Source organism: Reinekea sp. (assembly GCF_982785585.1).
In genome coordinates this window covers 1-20,658 of record NZ_CEYAVF010000017.1, presented here as the reverse complement: position 1 = coordinate 20,658, position 20,658 = coordinate 1, and the positions used below count along the sequence as shown (strand labels likewise).

Annotated in this window: 13 protein-coding genes; 7 read left to right on the top strand and 6 right to left on the bottom strand. The window is 50.3% G+C overall.

Annotated features, from left to right (window positions below):
- Positions 1–1,419 precede the first annotated feature (1,419 nt).
- The 6 genes from AC4FIC_RS08385 to AC4FIC_RS08360 all read right to left on the bottom strand — a co-directional run bounded on the left by AC4FIC_RS08385 (position 1,420) and on the right by AC4FIC_RS08360 (position 12,179).
- A complete protein-coding gene (locus AC4FIC_RS08385) occupies positions 1,420–4,560 on the bottom strand; it encodes an efflux RND transporter permease subunit (RefSeq protein WP_490359397.1) in 3,141 nt (1,046 codons plus the stop codon).
- A gap of 28 nt (positions 4,561–4,588) precedes the next feature.
- Positions 4,589–5,026 (bottom strand): hypothetical protein, encoded by a 438-nt coding sequence (locus AC4FIC_RS08380; protein WP_100258289.1) that lies wholly within the window; start codon positions 5,024–5,026, stop codon positions 4,589–4,591.
- Positions 5,023–8,193: an efflux RND transporter permease subunit gene (locus AC4FIC_RS08375; RefSeq protein ID WP_476451691.1), complete on the bottom strand. Its 3,171-nt coding sequence runs from the start codon at positions 8,191–8,193 to the stop codon at positions 5,023–5,025. The genes AC4FIC_RS08380 and AC4FIC_RS08375 overlap by 4 nt, the downstream gene beginning before the upstream one ends.
- Before the next feature lie 584 nt (positions 8,194–8,777).
- Positions 8,778–10,049, bottom strand: coding sequence for an O-acetylhomoserine aminocarboxypropyltransferase/cysteine synthase family protein (locus tag AC4FIC_RS08370; RefSeq protein WP_100258287.1), 1,272 nt, complete (start codon positions 10,047–10,049; stop codon positions 8,778–8,780).
- 597 nt (positions 10,050–10,646) lie between these two features.
- Positions 10,647–11,330 (bottom strand): hypothetical protein, encoded by a 684-nt coding sequence (locus tag AC4FIC_RS08365; protein WP_100258285.1) that lies wholly within the window; start codon positions 11,328–11,330, stop codon positions 10,647–10,649.
- Between the two features lie 243 nt (positions 11,331–11,573).
- Positions 11,574–12,179: a cytochrome b gene (locus tag AC4FIC_RS08360; RefSeq protein ID WP_158524403.1), complete on the bottom strand. Its 606-nt coding sequence runs from the start codon at positions 12,177–12,179 to the stop codon at positions 11,574–11,576.
- Between the two features lie 439 nt (positions 12,180–12,618).
- Here AC4FIC_RS08360 and AC4FIC_RS08355 point away from each other — a divergent pair, with 439 nt between their 5' ends.
- The 7 genes from AC4FIC_RS08355 to AC4FIC_RS08325 all read left to right on the top strand — a co-directional run.
- A complete protein-coding gene (locus AC4FIC_RS08355; protein ID WP_476194605.1) occupies positions 12,619–14,850 on the top strand; it encodes a type I secretion system permease/ATPase in 2,232 nt (743 codons plus the stop codon).
- Positions 14,847–16,229: an HlyD family type I secretion periplasmic adaptor subunit gene (locus AC4FIC_RS08350; RefSeq protein WP_100258282.1), complete on the top strand. Its 1,383-nt coding sequence runs from the start codon at positions 14,847–14,849 to the stop codon at positions 16,227–16,229. The genes AC4FIC_RS08355 and AC4FIC_RS08350 overlap by 4 nt, the downstream gene beginning before the upstream one ends.
- Positions 16,229–16,897 (top strand): hypothetical protein, encoded by a 669-nt coding sequence (locus AC4FIC_RS08345; protein ID WP_100258281.1) that lies wholly within the window; start codon positions 16,229–16,231, stop codon positions 16,895–16,897. Before AC4FIC_RS08350 ends, AC4FIC_RS08345 begins: the two co-directional genes overlap by 1 nt.
- Complete coding sequence (locus AC4FIC_RS08340) at positions 16,898–17,098, top strand: hypothetical protein (RefSeq protein WP_100258280.1); 201 nt, start codon at positions 16,898–16,900, stop codon at positions 17,096–17,098. It begins immediately after the preceding gene.
- A gap of 52 nt (positions 17,099–17,150) precedes the next feature.
- The gene (locus AC4FIC_RS08335) at positions 17,151–17,813 is read left to right on the top strand and encodes a hypothetical protein (RefSeq protein ID WP_100258279.1); all 663 of its coding nucleotides are present in this window, start codon (positions 17,151–17,153) and stop codon (positions 17,811–17,813) included.
- A 427-nt stretch (positions 17,814–18,240) separates the two neighbouring features.
- Entirely contained in the window at positions 18,241–18,657 is a 417-nt protein-coding gene (locus AC4FIC_RS08330) for a hypothetical protein (RefSeq protein ID WP_145980308.1), read from the top strand.
- Positions 18,658–18,677: 20 nt separating this feature from the next.
- Positions 18,678–20,658 (top strand): calcium-binding protein (locus AC4FIC_RS08325; RefSeq protein ID WP_490359396.1); only part of this gene is annotated, 1,981 nt, incomplete at its 3' end.

Here is a 20,658-nt window from a genome sequence, read left to right as displayed (position 1 = left end):
TACCTATTAGGTTTCAAATATATTTTTCGTTCTCTTATACTAGTAAACGAGAAAGGAAGGGGAATCCTGCCAATATACTTCGATCTATTTTTGAGGTTGACGGTTTTGTGAAGAACGGATTAATACCCATATCAAAGTATTATTTTTACATTCATTTATGGGAAAACGAACCCTATGCAGGTTGTCTTAATTCTGAAGTGCTTAATGTTCAACTGGCGAGCACACAACAAACAACGAACTCGACTGTCTTCTAACCTGATATATTTATTAGTAAATTACCGGGCCTGGCACTGGCAAGATAAACGGAGGTTTTACGGGGCGCCCCTTTCTAATGATTATTGGACGAACACATCCGCCATCGCCTGCGGCAATGCCACCCACTATCGTTGTCAGCTTCTCATCTTGACTGGTTATGATATTCATAATATTTCCTTTCCCAAGTTTAGTTGCTAAACTCAAAGAACCTCAATCGATCCTTTCGAGTGTTGGTATGGAGTGCCCTCGGTCATCTTGCCGGATTCTCAGGGGGCGCTCCGCTTCTATCACCTTCATGGTGATCTGTTGGTACTGCAATACTTTCAATACGAATTTCTGGGCCACCGAATCATGTCTTTGCTAAATATCTATCCGGTCGAACTAGGACTGAATGACCTCTGCATGCAGCCTTGGTTGTTATTTATTAAGACCTACATTTTTTTTAAATATCTATAATTTACATTCGTATTTTTCAAGACTAATATTGGTTTAGATGTATATACTTATTGCTTCATTATCTGGCACCGAATAGCTCTGTATGTGGTCTTCATATGCATAGCCCCCATCTACGAATAAAACAATGGCGGCGACAATAAATACGATAACTGTTGCTGTAATTAGCGAATACGCTGTCGGTTGGCTAAAAAATTCATCACCTATTAGTTGGTCGTTCTGTTTCACAATGGCAAGTACCCGATATAGTCCATGGCATTCTCCTTGATTTTTCCTGGTGCTATTCGCAGGCATTAATAATCCCTGAACGTTATTGCAAACCTTATGGGTAATTTACTTCTATGGATCTGCCTGATGTGAATGAAATATAGAATTCAAGCCCCACCTATGAATTCCATATGCAGTGGATTTAAATAATACTTTCCCTATGTTTTATGTTATTAAACGAGAATTGAAGGAGCACCCTGCCAAAATATTTGGATGGATTTCTTTTGGATGTATGGTTTGGAGCTATATCTGGACAAGTGGGATTCCGATATGCAATCGAAAATTGGCGCTGCGCCCAGCCATTTGGTGCCTTCACGGCCCTCCTTTGACCGGCCAGAGGGCGATGAATACATCGAAAATCGGCAGTATGACCGCCGCCGCGGCGATGCCCAAATGTGGAGACATGGGTCTATCGAAGATGGTGATGATGGCCGTTCTGTTATTTCACGCTGATGCCAGCAGTGCTTTGTTCTCCTCCTCTGGTCCACTAGCCGTCCCTTCTCCGAAGCGTAAATAGAGCGTGGGCACAATAAAGAGATTGAGCAGGGTCGAGGTCAATAGGCCGCCCAGAATGACGACTGCCATCGGATACTCAATTTCATGACCGGGTAGGTTGCCGAACAGCACCAGGGGTAATACAGCCAACCCTGAGGCACCGGCAGTCATTAAGATCGGCGACAAGCGCTCCTGCGCGCCGCGCAGTACCAGTTGGATGCCGAACGGTTGACCTTCATGGCGCTCCAAGTGCTGAAAATGGCATAACAGCATGATGCCGTTTCGGGCGGCGATGCCGAGCACCGTGAGGAAGCCAACCAGGGATCCCAGCGACACAACACCCCCGGCTATATAGGCCGCCGCCACACCGCCGACCAGCGCGAAGGGTAAGGTTAGGATGGACAGCCATGCCAATCGCCAACTCCTAAAGGTCAGCTGCAAGAGCAATAAAATAGCGATGAGCGCAAAACCGGAGAACAGCAATATGCGCGTGCGAGCTGCCTTGAGTTCAACGTACTCCCCCTGCAGAACGGCTCGATAGCCAATGGGGAAGTCAATCTTATCAAGACGGGTTTGCACATCCTGGGCGACCGACTCCAGGTCGCGGCCGGTGACATTGGCCTGCACATCGATGCGCCGCGAACCGCCTTCGCGCTTTATAACATTCGGGCTCGGCGCAATCCGTATGTCGGCCACGTCGACCAAGCGGACGCGTGCGCCGGTTGGGGTGTCGATTAGCATGTCCTGTAATGCGGTTAGGCTATTGCGCCACTTGGGTAGGGTCCAAACCTGGACGTCGTAGGTCCGGCCAGTGTTGAAAATATCCCCCACCTCCTCGCCTGCCAAGAAGGCCGCCGAGGCACGCCGGACATCGCCCGGTTTAAGGCCATAGCGGCGTGCCTCGGCCAGTTTCAAGCGCACCTGAATTTCGGGCACCTCCACGATTAGCTCTTTATGCAAATGCTCCATACCCTCGACGGTCGACATCGCCAGACGGACTTCCTCGGCTTTGTCCCGCAAAATCTCTAGGTCAGTCCCAAAGAGCCGGACCACTATGGCTTCGCCGGATCCGGTCAGTACTTCTCGGATGCGCTCTTTTAGATAGGTCTGTAGATCACGATAGAGCCCCGGATAGCCCTTCACCACCTCATCAACCGCAGCAACCGTTGCCGCATAATCGACATCGGGTGAAATGCTGATCCAATTTTCGCCAAAATTAATGCCCACTACTTCATCGGCGGCAAATGCTTGGCCGATATGGGCGCCAAAATTACGCACGCCGGGGATTGAGCGTAACTCTGTGCTGGCACGAGTGGTAATGCGCACCATTTCACCATGAGAGGTAGCCGGTGGGGTGACCCAGTGCATGAGAAAGTCGCGTTCCTTAAAGGATGGCAATAGGGAATGGCCCAGCAGAGGCCAAAGGGCGGCACCGCCGACCGTGACAATTGCGACCAGGCTGAGCGCAAAGGCGGGACCGCGGGTGGTTTTTTCTAAGATTGCCCGATAGCCGGTCGACAGCCATGTCACCAGCGGGGATTGCCGGCCCGTCAGCGGCGCCTTGCGCAGCAAGATTAAACCCAGTGCCGGTGTGACGGTTATGGCAACTACCAGGGAGGAGAGGATGGCCAGCACATAGGACAGCACTAAGGGTTTGAAAAAAGCGCCCGACAAGCCCTCCATAAAAAGTACCGGCATCACTGCCATCACCACGATAAAGGTCGCATAGACAATGGGTCGGCGCACTTCCAACGATGCATCAAGCACAATGCGCGCAAGCGAACGGGAGCTGCCGGCGGCGTGTTCCAAACGGACCCGACGCAAAATATTTTCGATGTCGATAATGGCGTCGTCGACCACCGCGCCAATCGCAATGACAAAACCCGCCAAGACCATGGTATTCATCGACACGCCGGTGGCAGCAATCACCCAGCCTGCGGTCAGCAGAGATAGGGGAATGGCGGCTGTGGCAATCAATGCCGCCCGCCATTCATATAAGAATAGGATCATTACCAAGATCACCAACACACACCCCAGTAGCAGCGCATTGGACAGGTTGTCGATGGAGTCTTCGATAAAGGTTGCTGGGCGGAATATCTGCGTATCGAGCTCGACGCCGGGCAAACCCGGTTTCATCTCCTCGAGTGCGGACTCAACCCCGAGTGTTACCGCCAAGGTATTGCCCCATGGAAACTTCTCGACAATTAACATCAACCCGGGACCGTCATTGATTACGGCGTCACCAATGGGTGCTTGGGGTCCAAAGACAATATCGGCCACATCGCCTAATAAAATGGGCTGGCCACTTTTTATGGTGATTGGCACTTGCGCCAGGGTTTCAGGCGTCTGACTGGCCGAGGTCAGCACTATTTCAAAGCGCTGGTCGGCTGTCTCGATAAAACCACCGGTGCCAATATGGGCTCCATCGGAGTAACGCAGCAGACCGACATCCAGGCTGTCGGAGACGGCCTCCTGAATTTCATCCAGGGTCACATCCACTGCGGCCATGCGTGCTAAGTCGACCTGCACTTGCACCATTTTTAGCTGTTCACCCCAGATCGCGATATTGGCAACACCGGGCACCCCTAGTAAACGGGCGCGAATGGTCCAATACGCTAGCATGGACAGATCCATAACCGAATGGTCCGGCGAGGTAATGCCTATTTTCATCACCCGACTTGTGGACGATAGCGGGGGCATCATAAACGGCGGCGCGGCCCATCTGGGTAAGTTGGGCGTTGCCATTGCCACACGCTCGGCAACCAACTGGCGGGTTAATAACTCATCCACACCGGCTTCAAAAATAGCCACCACCGAAGACAGTTGCGGCACCGATTTCGAACGCAAGGTGGTTACACCGGGTACGCCTGCCAAGGCGTTTTCCAGCGGTACGGTGATGAGCGACTCAACCTCTGCCGGCGATAGGCCGAGCGCTATGGTTTGAATTTCGACTTTCGCCGGCGCAAATTCTGGAAATACATCGACCGGCATATCGCGCAGGCGCAGTACACCGAAATACATTAAACAAATACCCAATGCGATAACGACAAAACGAAAGCGCAAACTGGTTCCTATGATCCATGCCATCATAATATTATCCTCTGATAGGTTTTGACGGTTAGTGTCCAACACCGCTTTCGATGCCGTGCAATTCAGCTGCGCCGACGATGACCACCGGGGTGCCGACTGACGGCCCGGATGCTAAAAAAACCACATCATCGGAAATCGATACGACCTCTACTGCGGCGCGTAAAAAGACACGCGGTTCCGGATTGATATAAACCCAAGTTGCCCCCCATTGGTCATACCACAGCGCTGCATAAGGCATGGTTAATTGACCCAAAGCATCGCTGCGAATTTCACTCAACTGAATATCGAGCCGGTCAACGGCGTGTTGTATAAGGGTAATTTTTTTGCCATCGGACCCGTCAATAGTCTCAGTGATGCTGACTGCCGTGGTGCCCGAGTCTGCGCTCGCAGCAGCCAGCGACCAAAAAGCTAAGAGCAGTGCCGGGAGCCGCAGCACGATGGATTGGGTGGTAGTCGGTCGTTTCATAACGATGCTCCCGACTCAAGCGAAGGGGTTGATGTGTTAGCGGACGTATTCTGCGCCAAGTCGCCCAAGCCCAGCGTGTCCCGACCGGCGTCGGCGCCAAAGCGTAGGTAAAGTGCCGGGATGCAACATAAGACCAGCACCAGTGCACTGACCAACCCACCCAGCATGACACTGGCCGAAGCGTGGAGAATTTCCAGGCCGGCTATATTGCCCAAGACGATGAAGGGAAAAGACAGGGCCGCCAGAACCAGCGCGCTGATCAGCAGAGCCGGCATTCGCTCAGCCATAACCGAGCGCACTAAGAGCGCACCAAAGGGCGTACCTTGCAACTGCCGCCATTGAAACGCGCGTATTAGCGTTACGCCATTGCGCACGCTGAAGCTCAAAGCAATGCCCAGGCCGACCATCGAGCCGAGTGAGAAATAGCCACTGGGCATCACCACCAAAAATCCGCCCAGTAGCGTTATGGGGATACCCACCATGCTCAATAGAGCCATTTTCCAACTGCCAAAGGCCGCCTGCAGCAATAAAAATATAATCAACGCCACCGCGAAAAAATTTCTGTATAAGGATTGCAGAGCCGTTTTTTGTTGAAAGTATTCACCCAAAACATGGGCGTGGTATTCAAATGGAAATGACATGCCTTGAATAGTACGCGCGACTTCGCGCGACACTGCACCAACATCTCGGCCGCTAATATCAGCCACTATATCGAGTCTGCGTGACACCCCTTGGCGTAGAATGACGCTAGGTGCCGACACGACTCTGACATCGGCTACGTCGCCCAAACGAACCTGTTCACCGGTCACCGCATCGATTAGCAAATTACGCACGTCGTCTAAATTGGTATGAATAGTGTCACTACCGACCACGACCACATCAAATACCTTTTGGTCTTCAAACAATGCCCCTACGGTAATGCCTTGCACCAGAGTCGAGGCAGCGCGCCGGACATCGCCTGGCTTTAAACCGTATCGCCGGGCGCGGTCGAGATCGACCACAACCTCAATCGTGGTTTTTTCCGCATGCGCCTCGATCAGAGGGTTGGTTATGCCCTCGATTTTTTCAAGCAGGGTGCGGATTTCTTCCGCCTTGGCTTGCAGGATGGCATAGTCGTGACCAAACACTCGTACGCTGATGGTTTCATCATCCCCGGTCAGGGTTTCCAATATTCGCTTTGATAGAAATGAGCTGACTTCGGCGCTAATATTTGGCCGAGCGTTCGCGACCGATTGAATTTTAGCGAGAGTCTCTTCGTACTGGGCATCCAGGTCGATACTGACCCAGATTTCGGCGGAGTCGACATCTGACACCTCGGCGGAAAAGACGGCACGACCCACCTGTGCAGCAGCATTTCGGACCCCCGGAATGGCAAGGATTTCGTTAATCAGGTCTTGGGTGATCTGGCTCATAGCTGGCAGCGAGGTACCAGCCGGCGCGTCAATCTCAACCACTATATCGGTTTCATTAAAGATCGGCAGGTAAGCGTGTTCAGCCTGGTTCCAGACGAATAGACCCACGCCCAGGCCGACCACTGCCAGTAAGATCGTTGGCCAGAGTTTAGCCAACGTTGCATTCACGAGCACCTCGGACAGGCCATTTAATTTGTCCATCAACCTTGAGTAAGTGCGTTCCGCTACCGGAGCGCCGCCTAATAGCAAAAGACACAGCGCAGGTGTCAAAACCAATGCGACAGTCAGTGACGCCAATACCGCGACGGCGTAGGCCCAGATCATGGGTTTAAAAAATGGTGCCATTGTGCCGTGCATAAATAACAGCGGCACAACCGCGAGCAGTAGCATCAGGGTGGCATACAAGAGCGGGCTGCAAGCCTCCCGGGCTGCCGTAACGATGATGGCAAAGTCGGTCTTCTTGTTTGCAATGCCGTCTGCCGCCCCGAGTCGTCGAACGATAGTGTCTAGGCTCAGGACCGCATCGCCGACTATTACGGCAATAGCAAGGGTCAGGCCGGCAATCATCATCATATTGGTATCGGCGCCCCACGCATTGAGGGCCCAAATGGCCGAAAAACCTGACAGCGGTACCACCACCGCTGCGATCAGGGTAACGCGCCAGTTGGCGAATAGACTCGCAAACGCAATCAGCAGCAGCATATAGGCAACGGCGATACCTGTGCCCAGGTTCTCAGCCGCCCGCTCTATAAAACTGGCGGGTCGGTAAATATGGCTGTCGACCTCAATACCCTGCATGCCGGGGCTCAGCTCAAGTAACGCGGCCTCGACACCGTGTGTGACCTCTATGGTATTGGCCCCGGGAAACTTGTCGATCGCCAGCAGTAAGCCACTACCGGTTTTGAAAATCGCATCGCCGATAAGTGGTTGATTGGCCTCAATTACATGGGCGACCTGATGCAGCGGGATGGCGGTGCCAAACACCGGGACCTGAGAAAAACTTTCCGGCGTGGCGGTGGGCGAAATATGGCGAACCCCGAGGCGCTGGTTGGGCGTATCGATAAAGCCACCGGAACCGGGCGTCGACGAATTAAGATAGGTCAGCGGTGAGGCCCAGACCGATTCCCCTGCGGTCTTAACAATTTGCTCTAGGGTAATATTATTAGCGTGTAAGGTTGCCGGATTCACCTGCACCTGGACCTGTTTGTTGCGCAATCCCCAAACCGACACGTTAGCGACGCCGGGCACCCCGACAAGGCGCGGTACGATATTCCAGCGTGCCAGGACCGACATGTCGATAAGCGATACGGTTTTTGAATTCAGGCCGATATTCATCACCCGACTAGAGGACGAGACCGGTTGCAGCATCACCGGCGGGTTGGATACATTTGGCAGGGCATGGGCCTGGGTGAGCCGTTCTTGCACCATTTGGCGGGCTTGCATGAGGTCGGTCCCGGGTGCGAAAAACATCTCGATGGCCGACAAACTGGTAATCGATTCTGACTCGATCGAGTCTAACCAGGGCACTCCATTGAGCAAGTCAGCCTCAAGCGGCACCGTGATTAATGACTCAACCTCGGTGGTTGACAGGCCCAGCGCCTCAGTATGAACATCTAGTGACAAGGGTGAAAACTCGGGTACGAGATCAAGCGGGACAGTGCGAATTTGCATAACGCCGCCAACCAATAATATGAGTGCCAAGGCCATCATAACGGTGCGCATACGCAGGCTGAGGGAAATAATCCAAGTTAACATAATTTCTCCAATAGTCGATTAAGGAAGAAAAAATGCCTCTAATAACAACAAGGGTAACAAAAAAGCTTACGACGAAGTTCGCAAAAATAAGACGCGATTCGGAATAGCTGAGTGTCTTTTTTAGGAAAGCCAATCAGAAATAATTCGTAGATCTTATTTTTCAATCCTCTACTTTAGAGTCAAATAATAAAAGAAGCTCCATTTCTATTTATTTTTCAGTGTGATGTCTTACGATCCGTTTAAAGTTTGCCAAATATTTAGAGTCAATAGGTTTAGACGGTTTTACGTTTTGCCGGCCTGGGGTGCACCTTGTCGCAAAAACCTGCAGTTTTTAAGAGTAAACCTATCGGCTCTATCGCCTCTGGGCGAGTCCTTTGAACAGGGATTAAGCTACACTGCCACCTGATTTGTTGCAAGCTTGGTCCTGCTAGGTGTGTTAAATGGGGCGTTTTTATGGGTCTTGGGGGCGGGCATACAGTAAAAAAAAAGACCCTTTTGCAGGGCCTCTAATGAGTGGCTGGGTGTTTCGCTGAAAAACACCCCCCTCTCCGGGTAGTCGAACTATAGTTCGTTACCCTATGTTATTAGGCCTTATCTAGCGCCTGGGCGACGTCGGCAATAATGTCATCAATGTGTTCGATGCCAACCGATATTCTGATCAGATCGGCGCTAACACCGGCGGCTGCCAATTCCTCTGCATTCAACTGGCGGTGTGTAGTGGACGCCGGGTGGCAGGCTAAGGACTTTGCATCGCCGATATTAACCAGGCGCAAGATCATTTCCAGCCCATCGATAAAGCGCGCACAGGCGTCGATGCCGCCGACCAAACCAAAGCTTAAAATACCCGATGCCTTGCCGTGGGTGATTTTCTGGCAGGTTGCATAGTACGGGCTATCGGGCAGCGCGGCATAGTTGACCCATTCCACCTTGTCGTGCTTTTGCAGATAGGCAGCCAATTTTTCCGCGTTGTCGCAATGGCGATCCATACGCAAGCCCAGTGTTTCGAGGCCCTGAAGGATTTGAAATGAATTCATCGGTGAAATCGCCGCGCCGGTATTGCGCAACGGCACAACACGGCAGCGCCCGATATAGGCGGCCTCGCCCAGTGCTTCAGTGTAGACAACACCATGATAGGACGGATCGGGTTCATTCATAACCGGGAAACGCGCCTTATTGGCCACCCAGTCAAACTTGCCCGAGTCAACAATGACCCCGCCAATGGCGGTGCCGTGGCCACCAATATATTTGGTCAGTGAATGCACTACAATATCAGCACCGAGCTCAAACGGGCGGCACAGATAAGGCGTGGCTACGGTGTTGTCGACTATTAGCGGCACACCGTGCTTATGGGCGATTTCAGCCAAACGCGCGATGTCGACAATATTGCCAGCGGGGTTACCGATAGACTCGCAAAAAATGGCCTTGGTTTTGTCATCGATGGCTTGTTCGAAACCGGCAAAGTCATCGTGCGATACCATGCGCGTTTGAACGCCTTGTCGCGGCAGTGAGTGGGCAAAGAAATTATAGGTGCCGCCATACAATTGGCTGGTGCTAACAATATTGTCGCCCGCTTCGGTGATGCATTGAATCGCATAGGTAATGGCCGCCATACCGGACGCCACACAGAGGGCACCGATGCCGCCTTCCATCGCCGCGACGCGCTTTTCCAAGACGTCTGTCGTTGGATTCATTATGCGCGTGTAGATATTACCCGCGACCTTCAGGTCAAACAGGTCGGCACCGTGCTGCGTATCATCAAAGGTGAAGGAGGTTGTTAGGTAGATCGGGACGGCTGCAGCCTTGGTGGTGTCTTCTGACGTGTAGCCTTCATGCAAAGCAATGGATTCAAGTTTCATAGGGCTTCTCGGTTAGTTAAAAAGTGCAGTATCGGTTATTACCGGCAAAGGTGGCTGCCATAGCGGTCGATGTTGCATCCGCCGGTCTTCCCTAGGGGCTCGACCCGCGCGCCGCCTATTCAATTGCCTGCAAAAATTATGGATGCCCCGATTTTGTACTAATACCTCAGGCCTTGCAGTATTTATTTTACAGCTTAACGCGCGCCATCCGGTTGAGGCCCTAAGCAGGCGGCTGCGCAATACCCCGTTATTCGCAACAGGGCATTGCAGTTTTATTAGGGGGCAATCCTGCTAACGCAGAAATTTATTCCGGCGCATTGTTGGTTAATTTTCGTCATAAAAATGACGTTGTTGTTTTGTTTGTAATTTTAAAAATCTTAAGGGGTGATTAACAGCTTAATGGCTCAGTTAAAATACCGAGCGAGCTTGGCAGCAGTGGGGCTTGAGATTGGTTGGGAGTTGGGCAATGGAATCGCGCCGCCTGGAATACAGCATGCCTCCCCAGACTTAGCGAATGTCTTTATGGGGTCGAAACAAAGCCCTACTGGAAGGGTTCTCAGTAGGGCTCTTGGAATCACCAAAGCTTAGGTGTTGAGCTTACTTACCGCCCTTATCTTTGGCAGACTCCTTCTTGTCTTGAAAATCCGAGTCGTTTGCGTTCTCGTGAGAATCTTTCTTCTCTTTTTGCGAATCCTTCTTGTCTTCCTTCTCTTGCTGTTTCGGAGTTTTCTCACCATCATCACTGGCCGATGGATTCTCAGACGCTGCAGGGCACACTAAGGTGTTGAAATAAGATTCCAGCAAATTTGATCTGTTGCCAAGCGTTATATCGGACTCCATCGAATCGTCAAATTCAATGATCAGGCCTGCCCCCGCGTTATCGGTAATAGTGGCCGTACCTAAATCGGTATCAAAGCGGTTTTCAGACAGGAAGACAAAGTTATAATAGTCATCATCGACGACATAGCAATTGCCTCCCTTGTCAAAGGTGTCAGATTGATCATCATACCAGGTCACATTGCCCGCATCATCGATCACCATATAACCTTCGTCTATGCCATCGGTACCATAATCTTCCGTAATCAAATAGACACCAACGATTGATTCTAAGCTCGTTACCGGCTCTGTGGGTACCACGACCGCCTCTTCTGGGGTGGCAGCAGTTGCTGCGACCACAGCTGTGACCACCGTAGTCGCCGCATCCTCCAGGTTACAGGCGCTCAAAGAAAACGCACCCAATATTATTGCTGCCGACAAGACGCTTGAACGATTAAGGATCATAAGGAATTCCACTTTTTGGTAGTTAATCTGAAGTTATAGCGTTATAACCAGATCACAGACAGTTGTCAATGAGATTAGTATTGGCGCGGTTACGCCAATGCATAGGTGCACGAGCATAGGGCGCATAAAACTGACTAGACTATCCGGCAGAGACCCTTCGCTATAGAGCGGGGCGCTTAATGGCGGCCTGTACTAGCAGCACATTTTGGTCAATGATCTTGCTTGACGCAATCAAGGCCCGTATCAGCGTCGCAATTTACGGCGCAGCACCCGCCACTTTTCGGCATAATAATCGATATCCACCATAGCGCTGAGTACCCGGTCTTTCTGAATTCGGTGGTGATAGATGGCGGCCCCGACGTGGGCCACTAACAGTGCCATGGCAAGCAAGGTCGCCAGCTCGTGGACCCGTCGGATCTGGGTATAGAGGGCATTGTCAGTGGCATAACCAGAGATATCGAATAGGCCAAGGAGTAAAACAGGCAGTTCGGCATAATAGGCGGTTAGTAGGCCAGTCAGGGGAATGAGAATGGCGAGGGAGTAGAGCGCAAGATGCACGCCGGTCGCGATGAGTCTTTTCAGCATGGGCAGGTTGTGATTCGGTCGAGTGTCGCGGCGGATAAAGCGTTTAAAAAAGAGGTAGAGCGCGCAGACCAACACCACTGTGCCGATAGTGGAATGGTAGCGCAAACCGGCACTGCGGTAGGCATTTGACAGCGGCAGGTTAAATTGCTGCCCGGCAATGAGGAGAGTGATACAGCCGGTGGCAATGGTCCAATGCAGCCAGCGATAAGGGCTGCTGTAGTCATGGGGTGGGTTTTCCTGGGTTAGTCTCGGGTAAGTGGTCACATCAAGGGTCCTTAGGGATTCGATGGGGTCATTGTCGCGTCAAGGCCCCTTGGAAACTTGATATCGGTCAGGCTTATGTGTCGGCCTTTTGTCTGGAGTAATTCGGTTTCGGATGCCTTTTAGGGTGCCCAAATATCAGTAAAGGTTCCCATATGGATGTTCTACTTGGCCTGTATTAATCGCACACCCCCGTTCTCAGCGCTACCCGTCCCACCCCTGTGCAGCGTTAAGTTGTATTGGTCATTTAGAGTAATAAAATAATTATTTCATGTGAACAACTTCTCAATTCGAACGAAAAATTTACTTGATTCAGCCCAGCGTGTTGGTTACATTTTAAAGTACTATATCTGGCATTAATCTTATAGTTCTGCAGTCTTTAAGTTCAGTATTTTGCTACCGTTTAGGTAATTTGCGACGAGCTCTAAGGACGACGGTTGCCATGGATTCAGGCCTATTAGCGTTAATTTCAATTGCTAACTTCCATCAATTACCCGCAAGCCCAGCGCAGGTGCAGCATCTATATGGGGTAGAGGGAGAGCTATTCTCCGATATTCAGTTGCTCCAGGCCGCTGAGCATCTGTCGTTAAAGGCGAAGTTTGTTCGCACCGACTTGGCTAGATTCAAGAATGTCAATTTGCCATGCATGGCTAAGGGGCAGGATGGACAATATTTTGTGGTCGCGAAGATAGCGCGCAGCAAAGACCTAAAAATTGACAGCGTACTCATTCACGACCTATCGCAAAAAGCGCCAGAGATCATTAGCCTGAATGAATTCAATCAGCGCGCAATCGGTGAATTCCTGGTTGTAACAAAACGTGTCAGTCTGTCCGAAGCCATGACGCGCCAATTCAATATAGCTTGGTTCGTGCCCTCCCTGGTAAAATACCGAAAATTATTTACCGAAGTCTTAGTCGCATCCTTCGTGTTGCAACTTTTTGCGCTGGTCACGCCATTCTTCTTTCAGGTTGTTATGGATAAGGTTGTTGTGCATCGGGGCTTCTCTACCCTAGACGTGCTCGCCGTTGGGTTTTTTATTGTGGCCCTCTTCGAAGCGTTTATCGGCGGGTTTCGAAATTACCTCTTTAGCCACACAACCAATCGAGTCGATGTCGAGCTCGGCGCAAGACTCTACAACCATTTGCTGGCACTGCCATTGTCGTATTTCGAATCCAGGCAGATTGGTCAGAATGTGGCGCGGGTAAAAGAATTGGATACGATCCGCAACTTTATTACCGGCACCGCGCTGACCCTTATTATCGATCTGTTTTTTGTATTTATCTTTATTTCAGTGCTGTGGTACTACAGCCCAACCCTAACCTGGGTAATACTGGCGACCATTCCTTGCTATATCGTGTTGTCCATTGCCATAACACCCCTCCTCAGGTCTCGCCTGAATGAGAAGTTCAAATACAGTGCCGCCAATACGTCGTTCTTAACGGAATCCATTAGCGGTATTGAAACCGTCAAGGCATTGGCCGCCGAACCCCAAATGCAACGTCGACTGGAAGACAACCTATCCAGCTATGTCTCGGCCTCCTTTAAAAGCAGCAATCTGTCTAATATCGCCAGCCAGGCATCCGGCCTAATTAATAAATTGATGACCCTGGGTATCGTGTGGTTTGGCGCGCATCTGGTCATAAGGGGCGAAATCAGCGTTGGCCAGCTGATTGCGGTGAATATGATCGCAGGCCGGGTGAGTGGGCCGGTTTTAAAGTTGGTGCAGCTGTGGCAGGACTTCCAACAAGCAGGCATATCGATCGCGCGGCTCGGTGACATTCTAAACGCGCCAAGAGAGTTTAATGCCCAGAACACGCGGGCGTCTGTGGAGCATATTCACGGCGAAGTCACCTTTACGGATATTGATTTTCGGTATGCCATTGAGGGCCGCAAAATACTCAACCGGGTGAGTTTTACGGTTGCAGTCGGGACGGCCATTGGCATTGTGGGCAGTTCTGGCTCAGGCAAGAGCACCATCGCCAAGCTACTTCAGCGGCTGTACATCCCTGAGTCCGGTCGCATAACGGTCGACGGTATCGATATAGCGTCGCTCGATCCCAGTGTCTTACGGCGCCAAATAGGCGTGGTGCTGCAAGACAGTTTTCTCTTCAATCGCACAATTCGAGAAAATATCGCCTTGGTCAATCCAGGCATTTCAATGGATCGGGTGATCGCCGTTGCCAAGTTATCGGGCGCTCACTCCTTTATCGCCGAGTTACCCAATGGCTACGACACCCTGATTGAGGAGCAGGGCACGAACCTGTCGGGAGGGCAACGGCAGCGCATTGCGATTGCTCGAGCGCTGATTAATAACCCCAAGATCCTCATCTTCGACGAAGCGACCAGTGCCCTGGATTATGAATCTGAAAAGGTGATACAGGAGAATATGCAGGCCATCTGTAAAAACCGGACCGTTTTGGTGATCGCACACAGGCTGTCCGCTGTCGCATTTTGTAACCAGATTATGGTGGTCGAAAAGGGCTCGGTTGTGGAGATGGGCGCAAGCAGAGACCTGCTTCGCAGCGGCGGCCGGTTCTCTGAGTTATTTGCCCATCAACGCCAAGCCCCGTTCACTAATACGATGGACGAGAAACCGCACATTGTGGCCTCTGGCAAGCGCAAGATCACACTCGACAGAGTGCCCACAGTGCCGGTCCGAGGGTCATCGGAATGAAGCCAGCACTGCTGAACCCAGCGAACTCAGGCGCGACCGACCTGTATGAATTCATGCCGGCGGCCTTATCGGTTCAGGCCACACCACCAAACCCGTTGGCGCGATGGCTCGCTTACGGCCTGATTGCGCTTATATTTCTTGCTCTGGCTTGGGCCTATATCGGCAACGTTAATATAGTGGTCAGTGCAGATGGCAAGATATTACCAACCCAGCGTGTGCAGTTTATTCAACCCTTTGAAAAGGGCACGGTGTCAAAAATTTATGTGCGTAACGGCGATAGGGTCAGCAAGGGCCAGGCGTTAGTAGAACTCGACAGGGCGAGCGCAGAAGCAGACCTCAATCGCATCACCAATGACCAACATGCAACAGAGCGTAGCCTCCGAGTGCGTGAGCGCTTCTATGGACGGGTCGTGAACTTTACCCTTACCCAAGTGGCAGAGGCGAAACAGTTGCCCACTGCTATCGCGGTTGAATACCCAAACGACCCGGGCACGGAGTTCGATGCCCAACTGCTCGAAGGGTACTGGCGGGAATTCCGAGCGACGGTCAACGAACTGGACAGTGCCGTGGCCCGCATCCATGCCGAACAGCAAATGAACCGCATTACCCTGAAGAGCCTGCAGCATAGCCTGCCGCTGGAGCAGCAACGCTACAACAGTATTAAAGCGCTGTTTGAAACGGGCGGCACAACCCAAATTGAAATGTTAAACGCCCAGCAGGCCCTATTGTCAGCTACCTACTCCTTAGAACTCGAGCAAGAACGCAGCCAGCAATTATCGGCGAGTGAAGACGAGGCAGAACAGAAAATTGAGACCCTAACCGCACAGGTTCGGTCTGGCCGCCTGGATGAGATTGTGGAGCTGCAAAGGCAGTTGAGTAGCCTGCTTGAAGAAAAACATAAGGTGGAGCAACGCCTGAGCTACTTCACACTCTATTCACCCGTAGATGGTGTGGTGCAGCAAATAAACATCAATACCTTGGGCGGCGTTGTAACAGATGCTGAACTGTTGATGAGTGTTATTCCCGAGGGCAAGGCCGTTGAAGTAGAGGTTTTTATCGACAATACAGACATTGGTTTTATAGAGGAAGGTATGGCCGCGGAAGTCAAAATACACACGCTACCCTTCACCAAATATGGCGTGGTTGACGCAGAAATATTGTCGATCTCGCATGACGCAATAATTGATGAGGAGCGCGGCCTGGTGTTCAGCATGCTGTTGAGGCTGGACAGGAGTTCACTGCTTGCGGATGCCCGGGCGGTTGAATTTAAACCGGGTATGGCGGTAACGGCTGAAATTCAAACCGGTGAGCGAAGGTTAATTGAGTTTTTCTTGTCGCCGTTAATGCGTACGCGTATGGAATCGTTGAGGGAAAGGTGATGGCAGAAAATATGAACCGAAAATGGGCTCCTGCTCTGGAGAAAATCAAAAGCATACTAAAATTCGTTATTATTTTATGCGTCATAGCGTTCACGCCCTACTGTGTTGTGATGGTCGCGAATATAAATGAACAGGAATATAAGGATATTGATTATAAGAAGTACATTATTTCGCCATCAGAATTCGGCTTCGAATTTGACCTTCCTAAGAAAAACTATAGAGAGGTTTCGTTACTGTTTGATGGCCTGACTGAGAGGGATATTGATGTTTTATATTCGCCATACATGAGGAGTAATAGGGTTTTTGAGGGGGATAGGATTCAGGCTCAGGTGATTTGTGATGTTGGTCATGGCCTAGATGAAACGTTCTCAATGCGGTCTCAAAGATTGGAAAAAAATCGAACAAGAATAAAGCATATTTTAGTTGGGGAATGGAAGAAGAAGAGGTGTAAGGGATCGGGTGTCATATATTCAGATGCAATGTCAGAGGGACTTTTCAATAAGATGCGGGTTGTTGTGGATCGCGGCGATATGGTTCTTGGTCTCGATCTTAGAGGTAATTTCATCTATGGGGTATTTGCTGCGCTTTTTTATATTTTCACATTAATACGGATTTACTTTATTTATTATTTTTTTGGTTTATTTGAAACAATAAAGGAGGTTTTTTAAATGGGATATTCAGTTACGATTTATACAGATCAAGAAATACTAGGAATGAAAAACTTTGTTCATACCTGGCTGGAAGTTTCCGACAATGAGGGGGATAAGATGGCCATGAGTTTTTATGCGGTTTCGGTAGGAATTTTCTGGTTTGGTCTGAGTGACATAGAGTGGCGAGAAGCTGATTTTACAGTTTTAATAGAGTCTTGAGTGTGGTTGGAGCCGGTTCATTTATCGAATATAGCTTTAGAGGTTTATGAGGATGAGTGCTAATAAAAAATTCACTTATGTTATTTCGAAAATTAGAAGCATATTAACGCCGATTACCATTTTATGCATTATAGGGGTCACGCCTTATTGTATTGTAACTGTCGCAAACATTAACGAGAAAGAGTACAAGGACATTGATTATAGTAAATATATAATATCAGAAGCGGAGTTCGGTTTTGAATTTAATCTACCTAAAAAGAACTATAGAGAAGTTTCTTTGATATTTGATGGTTTGACGGAGAATGAAGTTAGTATTTTGTATTCACCATACATGCAGGTTGATGGTGCTACTGAGGGTGAGCGAATTAAAATTAATATTTTGTGTGACGATAATCAGGGTTTAGATGTTGCATTTCCATTGAAATCTCAGAGGCTTGAAAAAAACAGAACGAGAATTAAAGAAGTTCTACTAGGTGAGTGGAAGAAGAAGAATTGTAAGGGCGTCGGCATTATATACTCGGAATTAATGTCAGAGGAGCTTTTCAGTAAGGCGCGGGTTGTAGTTGATCAAGGTGATATGATTTTTGGGCTCGATATTAGAGAAAATATAATTTACAAGATATTCGTTGCTTTATATATTATTTTTGGGGTTTTAGGGACCTATGCTGAATTTATATTGATCAATGCTATTGAAGAAATTAAGGAGCTATTTTAAATGGGATATTCAGTTACGATATACACAGACCAAGAAATGCTGGACTTTAAGGGAATTGTTCATACCTGGCTAGAGGTTTCCGGCAGCGACGGGGAGAAAGTGGTAATGAGTTTTGGCGCAGCGTCTATAGGGGGCATATTTGGGGGAAGCCCAGGGAAATGGAATAAGAATGAAAAGCCAGAGCGCGTTGACGCAAGTATAACCTATGAAATTGATGAAGAGGCATATAACTCTATTATATTCGAGTTTAATAATATTTCTAAGGCCGAAAACTCGCCGGAGTATCATATAGCGCCTGAAGCAACCAAAAATAATGGAGATATGAACTGTGTCACCATGTCAGATGCTTTGTTACAGGCGGCTGGAATTTTCGACTTCCAAGGATACTCAACACCTCAAACCGTCTGGACTGAGGTTAAGCGATTGAATGCACTTCAAAAGGCAGTCGAAGCAGGCGGTGGTGGTGGCGGTGGTGGTACCGGAGATGGCGGTACCGGAGACGGTGGTACCGGAGGCGGTGGTACCGGAGACGGTGGTACCGGAGACGGTGGTACCGGAGATGGCGGTACCGGAGATGGTGGTACCGGAGACGGCGGTACCGGAGATGGCGGTACCGGAGATGGCGGTACCGGAGATGGTGGTACCGGAGATGGCGGTACCGGAGATGGCGGTACCGGAGATGGCGGTACCGGAGACGGTGGTACCGGAGATGGCGGTACCGGAGACGGCGAAGGTGATGCAGGCTCAGAAGGTGGCACCGGCGGCACTGCTGGCCCAGGAGCCGCCGCCGGCAGTGGCGGTTCGAATGAGAACATTCCTCGCGACCCTCTGGTCCTTGACCTAGACGGGGATGGAATTGAACTGATGTCGCTCGATCAAAGTGACGCTTATTTTGATCTGGATGGTGATGGCTTCGCCAATAAAACCTCTTGGTTAAGCGGCGATGATGCGTTCCTCGCAATCGATCGCAATGCCGATGGCACCATCAACGATATTTCTGAATTATTTGGCAGCCCCGAGCGCACCGGTTATGACGAGCTCAGTGATTTAGACTCCAATGCCGATGGCGTTATCGATGCACTGGACGAGCAGTTTTCAGACCTGAAGGTTTGGCAAGATTTAAACGGCGACGGTGTTAGCCAAAGCACTGAACTGAAATCATTGAGTGACGCAGGTATTGCCAGCATCAGCCTAGATTATGCCGATGTAGACTCAGAGCTGGGTGCCAATGCTCAGATTGCTCGTGAGGGTTCATTTACTTGGGCAGACGGGTCACAAGGTGTTGCGGCCGAAACCACGGGCATTGCTGCAGATGTTCTGTTGGCCTCTGATCCAACCTTTACCCGCTATGTTGGTAACGTGGAAATTGATCCTGACGTATTGGCCGTTGCAGATATCAAAGGCTATGGCCAGATGCCGGATTTGCACACGGCAATGAGCCTGGATGAGAATTTAAAGGACGATGTTTTAACCTATTTGGCGAATGCGACTGTAGAGTCGCTCAGCGCCGACTTTGAAGCCATACTGATTAGTTGGGCAAACGTCGAAAACATCGCCATTGAGGATATAGACCCTGATCATCGTCTGAATGTTAATTCTGCAACCGGTCTAGTCGAATTTAATTTGGCCGGTGAATCCTTTAGCCTTGAACAGTTAGGGATATTGAAGAAATATACTGGACTGGATGAACTCAATCTGGGCGATGGACAATGGCGTGAGAATGGCCAGATTGTGACCACCGGGGGCTATTATCGGGACGCCTACAATGACCTGTACCGAAATCTGTTGGTTAAGTTTGCAGTGGCCAATGGATTGCTAAGCGAAGTTTGTCCAGGGCTGACCTACAACGCCGAAACGGACCTGTTGTCTTACCCCCGCGCTGTTGATGCGGGGCTGGTTGGTTCATTAGTTTCGAGTTTGTTTGCCAACCCAACGGACGCGACCTTGGTGTCAGAGCACTGGCTGGCACTGGCAGCACTGGGCGAACTGTCGCCAGGCTTGGAAAACGAGATTGAAAGTAGCATTGCAGCGGCTTTAGCTGAAACCAACCTCACGGACGAATTATTGCTTACCTTTGAAAATGCATCTTTTTCATTATTGAATGTATCAATACAACGGGGTTCAGATGATATCGATGAAGTGGTCGGGTCGGCTGGGAATGATATTATTATCGGGTCGGCGGGCGATGACAGGCTGGTTGGCGGTAATGGAAACGATCTATTACACGGAGGCACAGGCAACGATAATCTAAACGGAGGGGCAGGTGACGATACGCTAGTCGGTGGCGCCGGAAACGACACCCTGGACGCGGGTTATGGTAATGACGCTATCCTGTTTGGTGTTGGCTCTGGCCAAGATACGCTAAGCCAGTATGACGCCACTGCGACCGGCACCTATACAGACACCATTCGTTTTGCCGCCGGCATCAAGCTAGATGACCTGACGCTGGGCAAGTCGGGTAATGATTTAGTGATTCAGTTGAACGGTAGTGATGACCAGCTGACGGTTACAAACTGGTTTGCCAGTACGGCCTACCAAGTTGATCAGTTCGAGTTTGCGAACGGCGCCGTTTATTCTGCTGATGAACTGTTTGCAATCAAGTATGTGGTGACAAATTTCACCGAATCTGACGCCGATCACACTGCCAGTGGCTATGTTGGTGTCGATCTAATGGTAGGGGGTGCAGGTCAAGACACACTCAGTGGGAGTAGTGGAGATGACCTTTTGTCAGGCGGGGCAGGCGATGATCAGTTAGAGGGCGGTAATGACGATGATCTGCTATTGGGCGGTACCGGTGCCGACACCCTGAACGGCGGCTCGGGCAACGACACCCTGATCGGCGGTA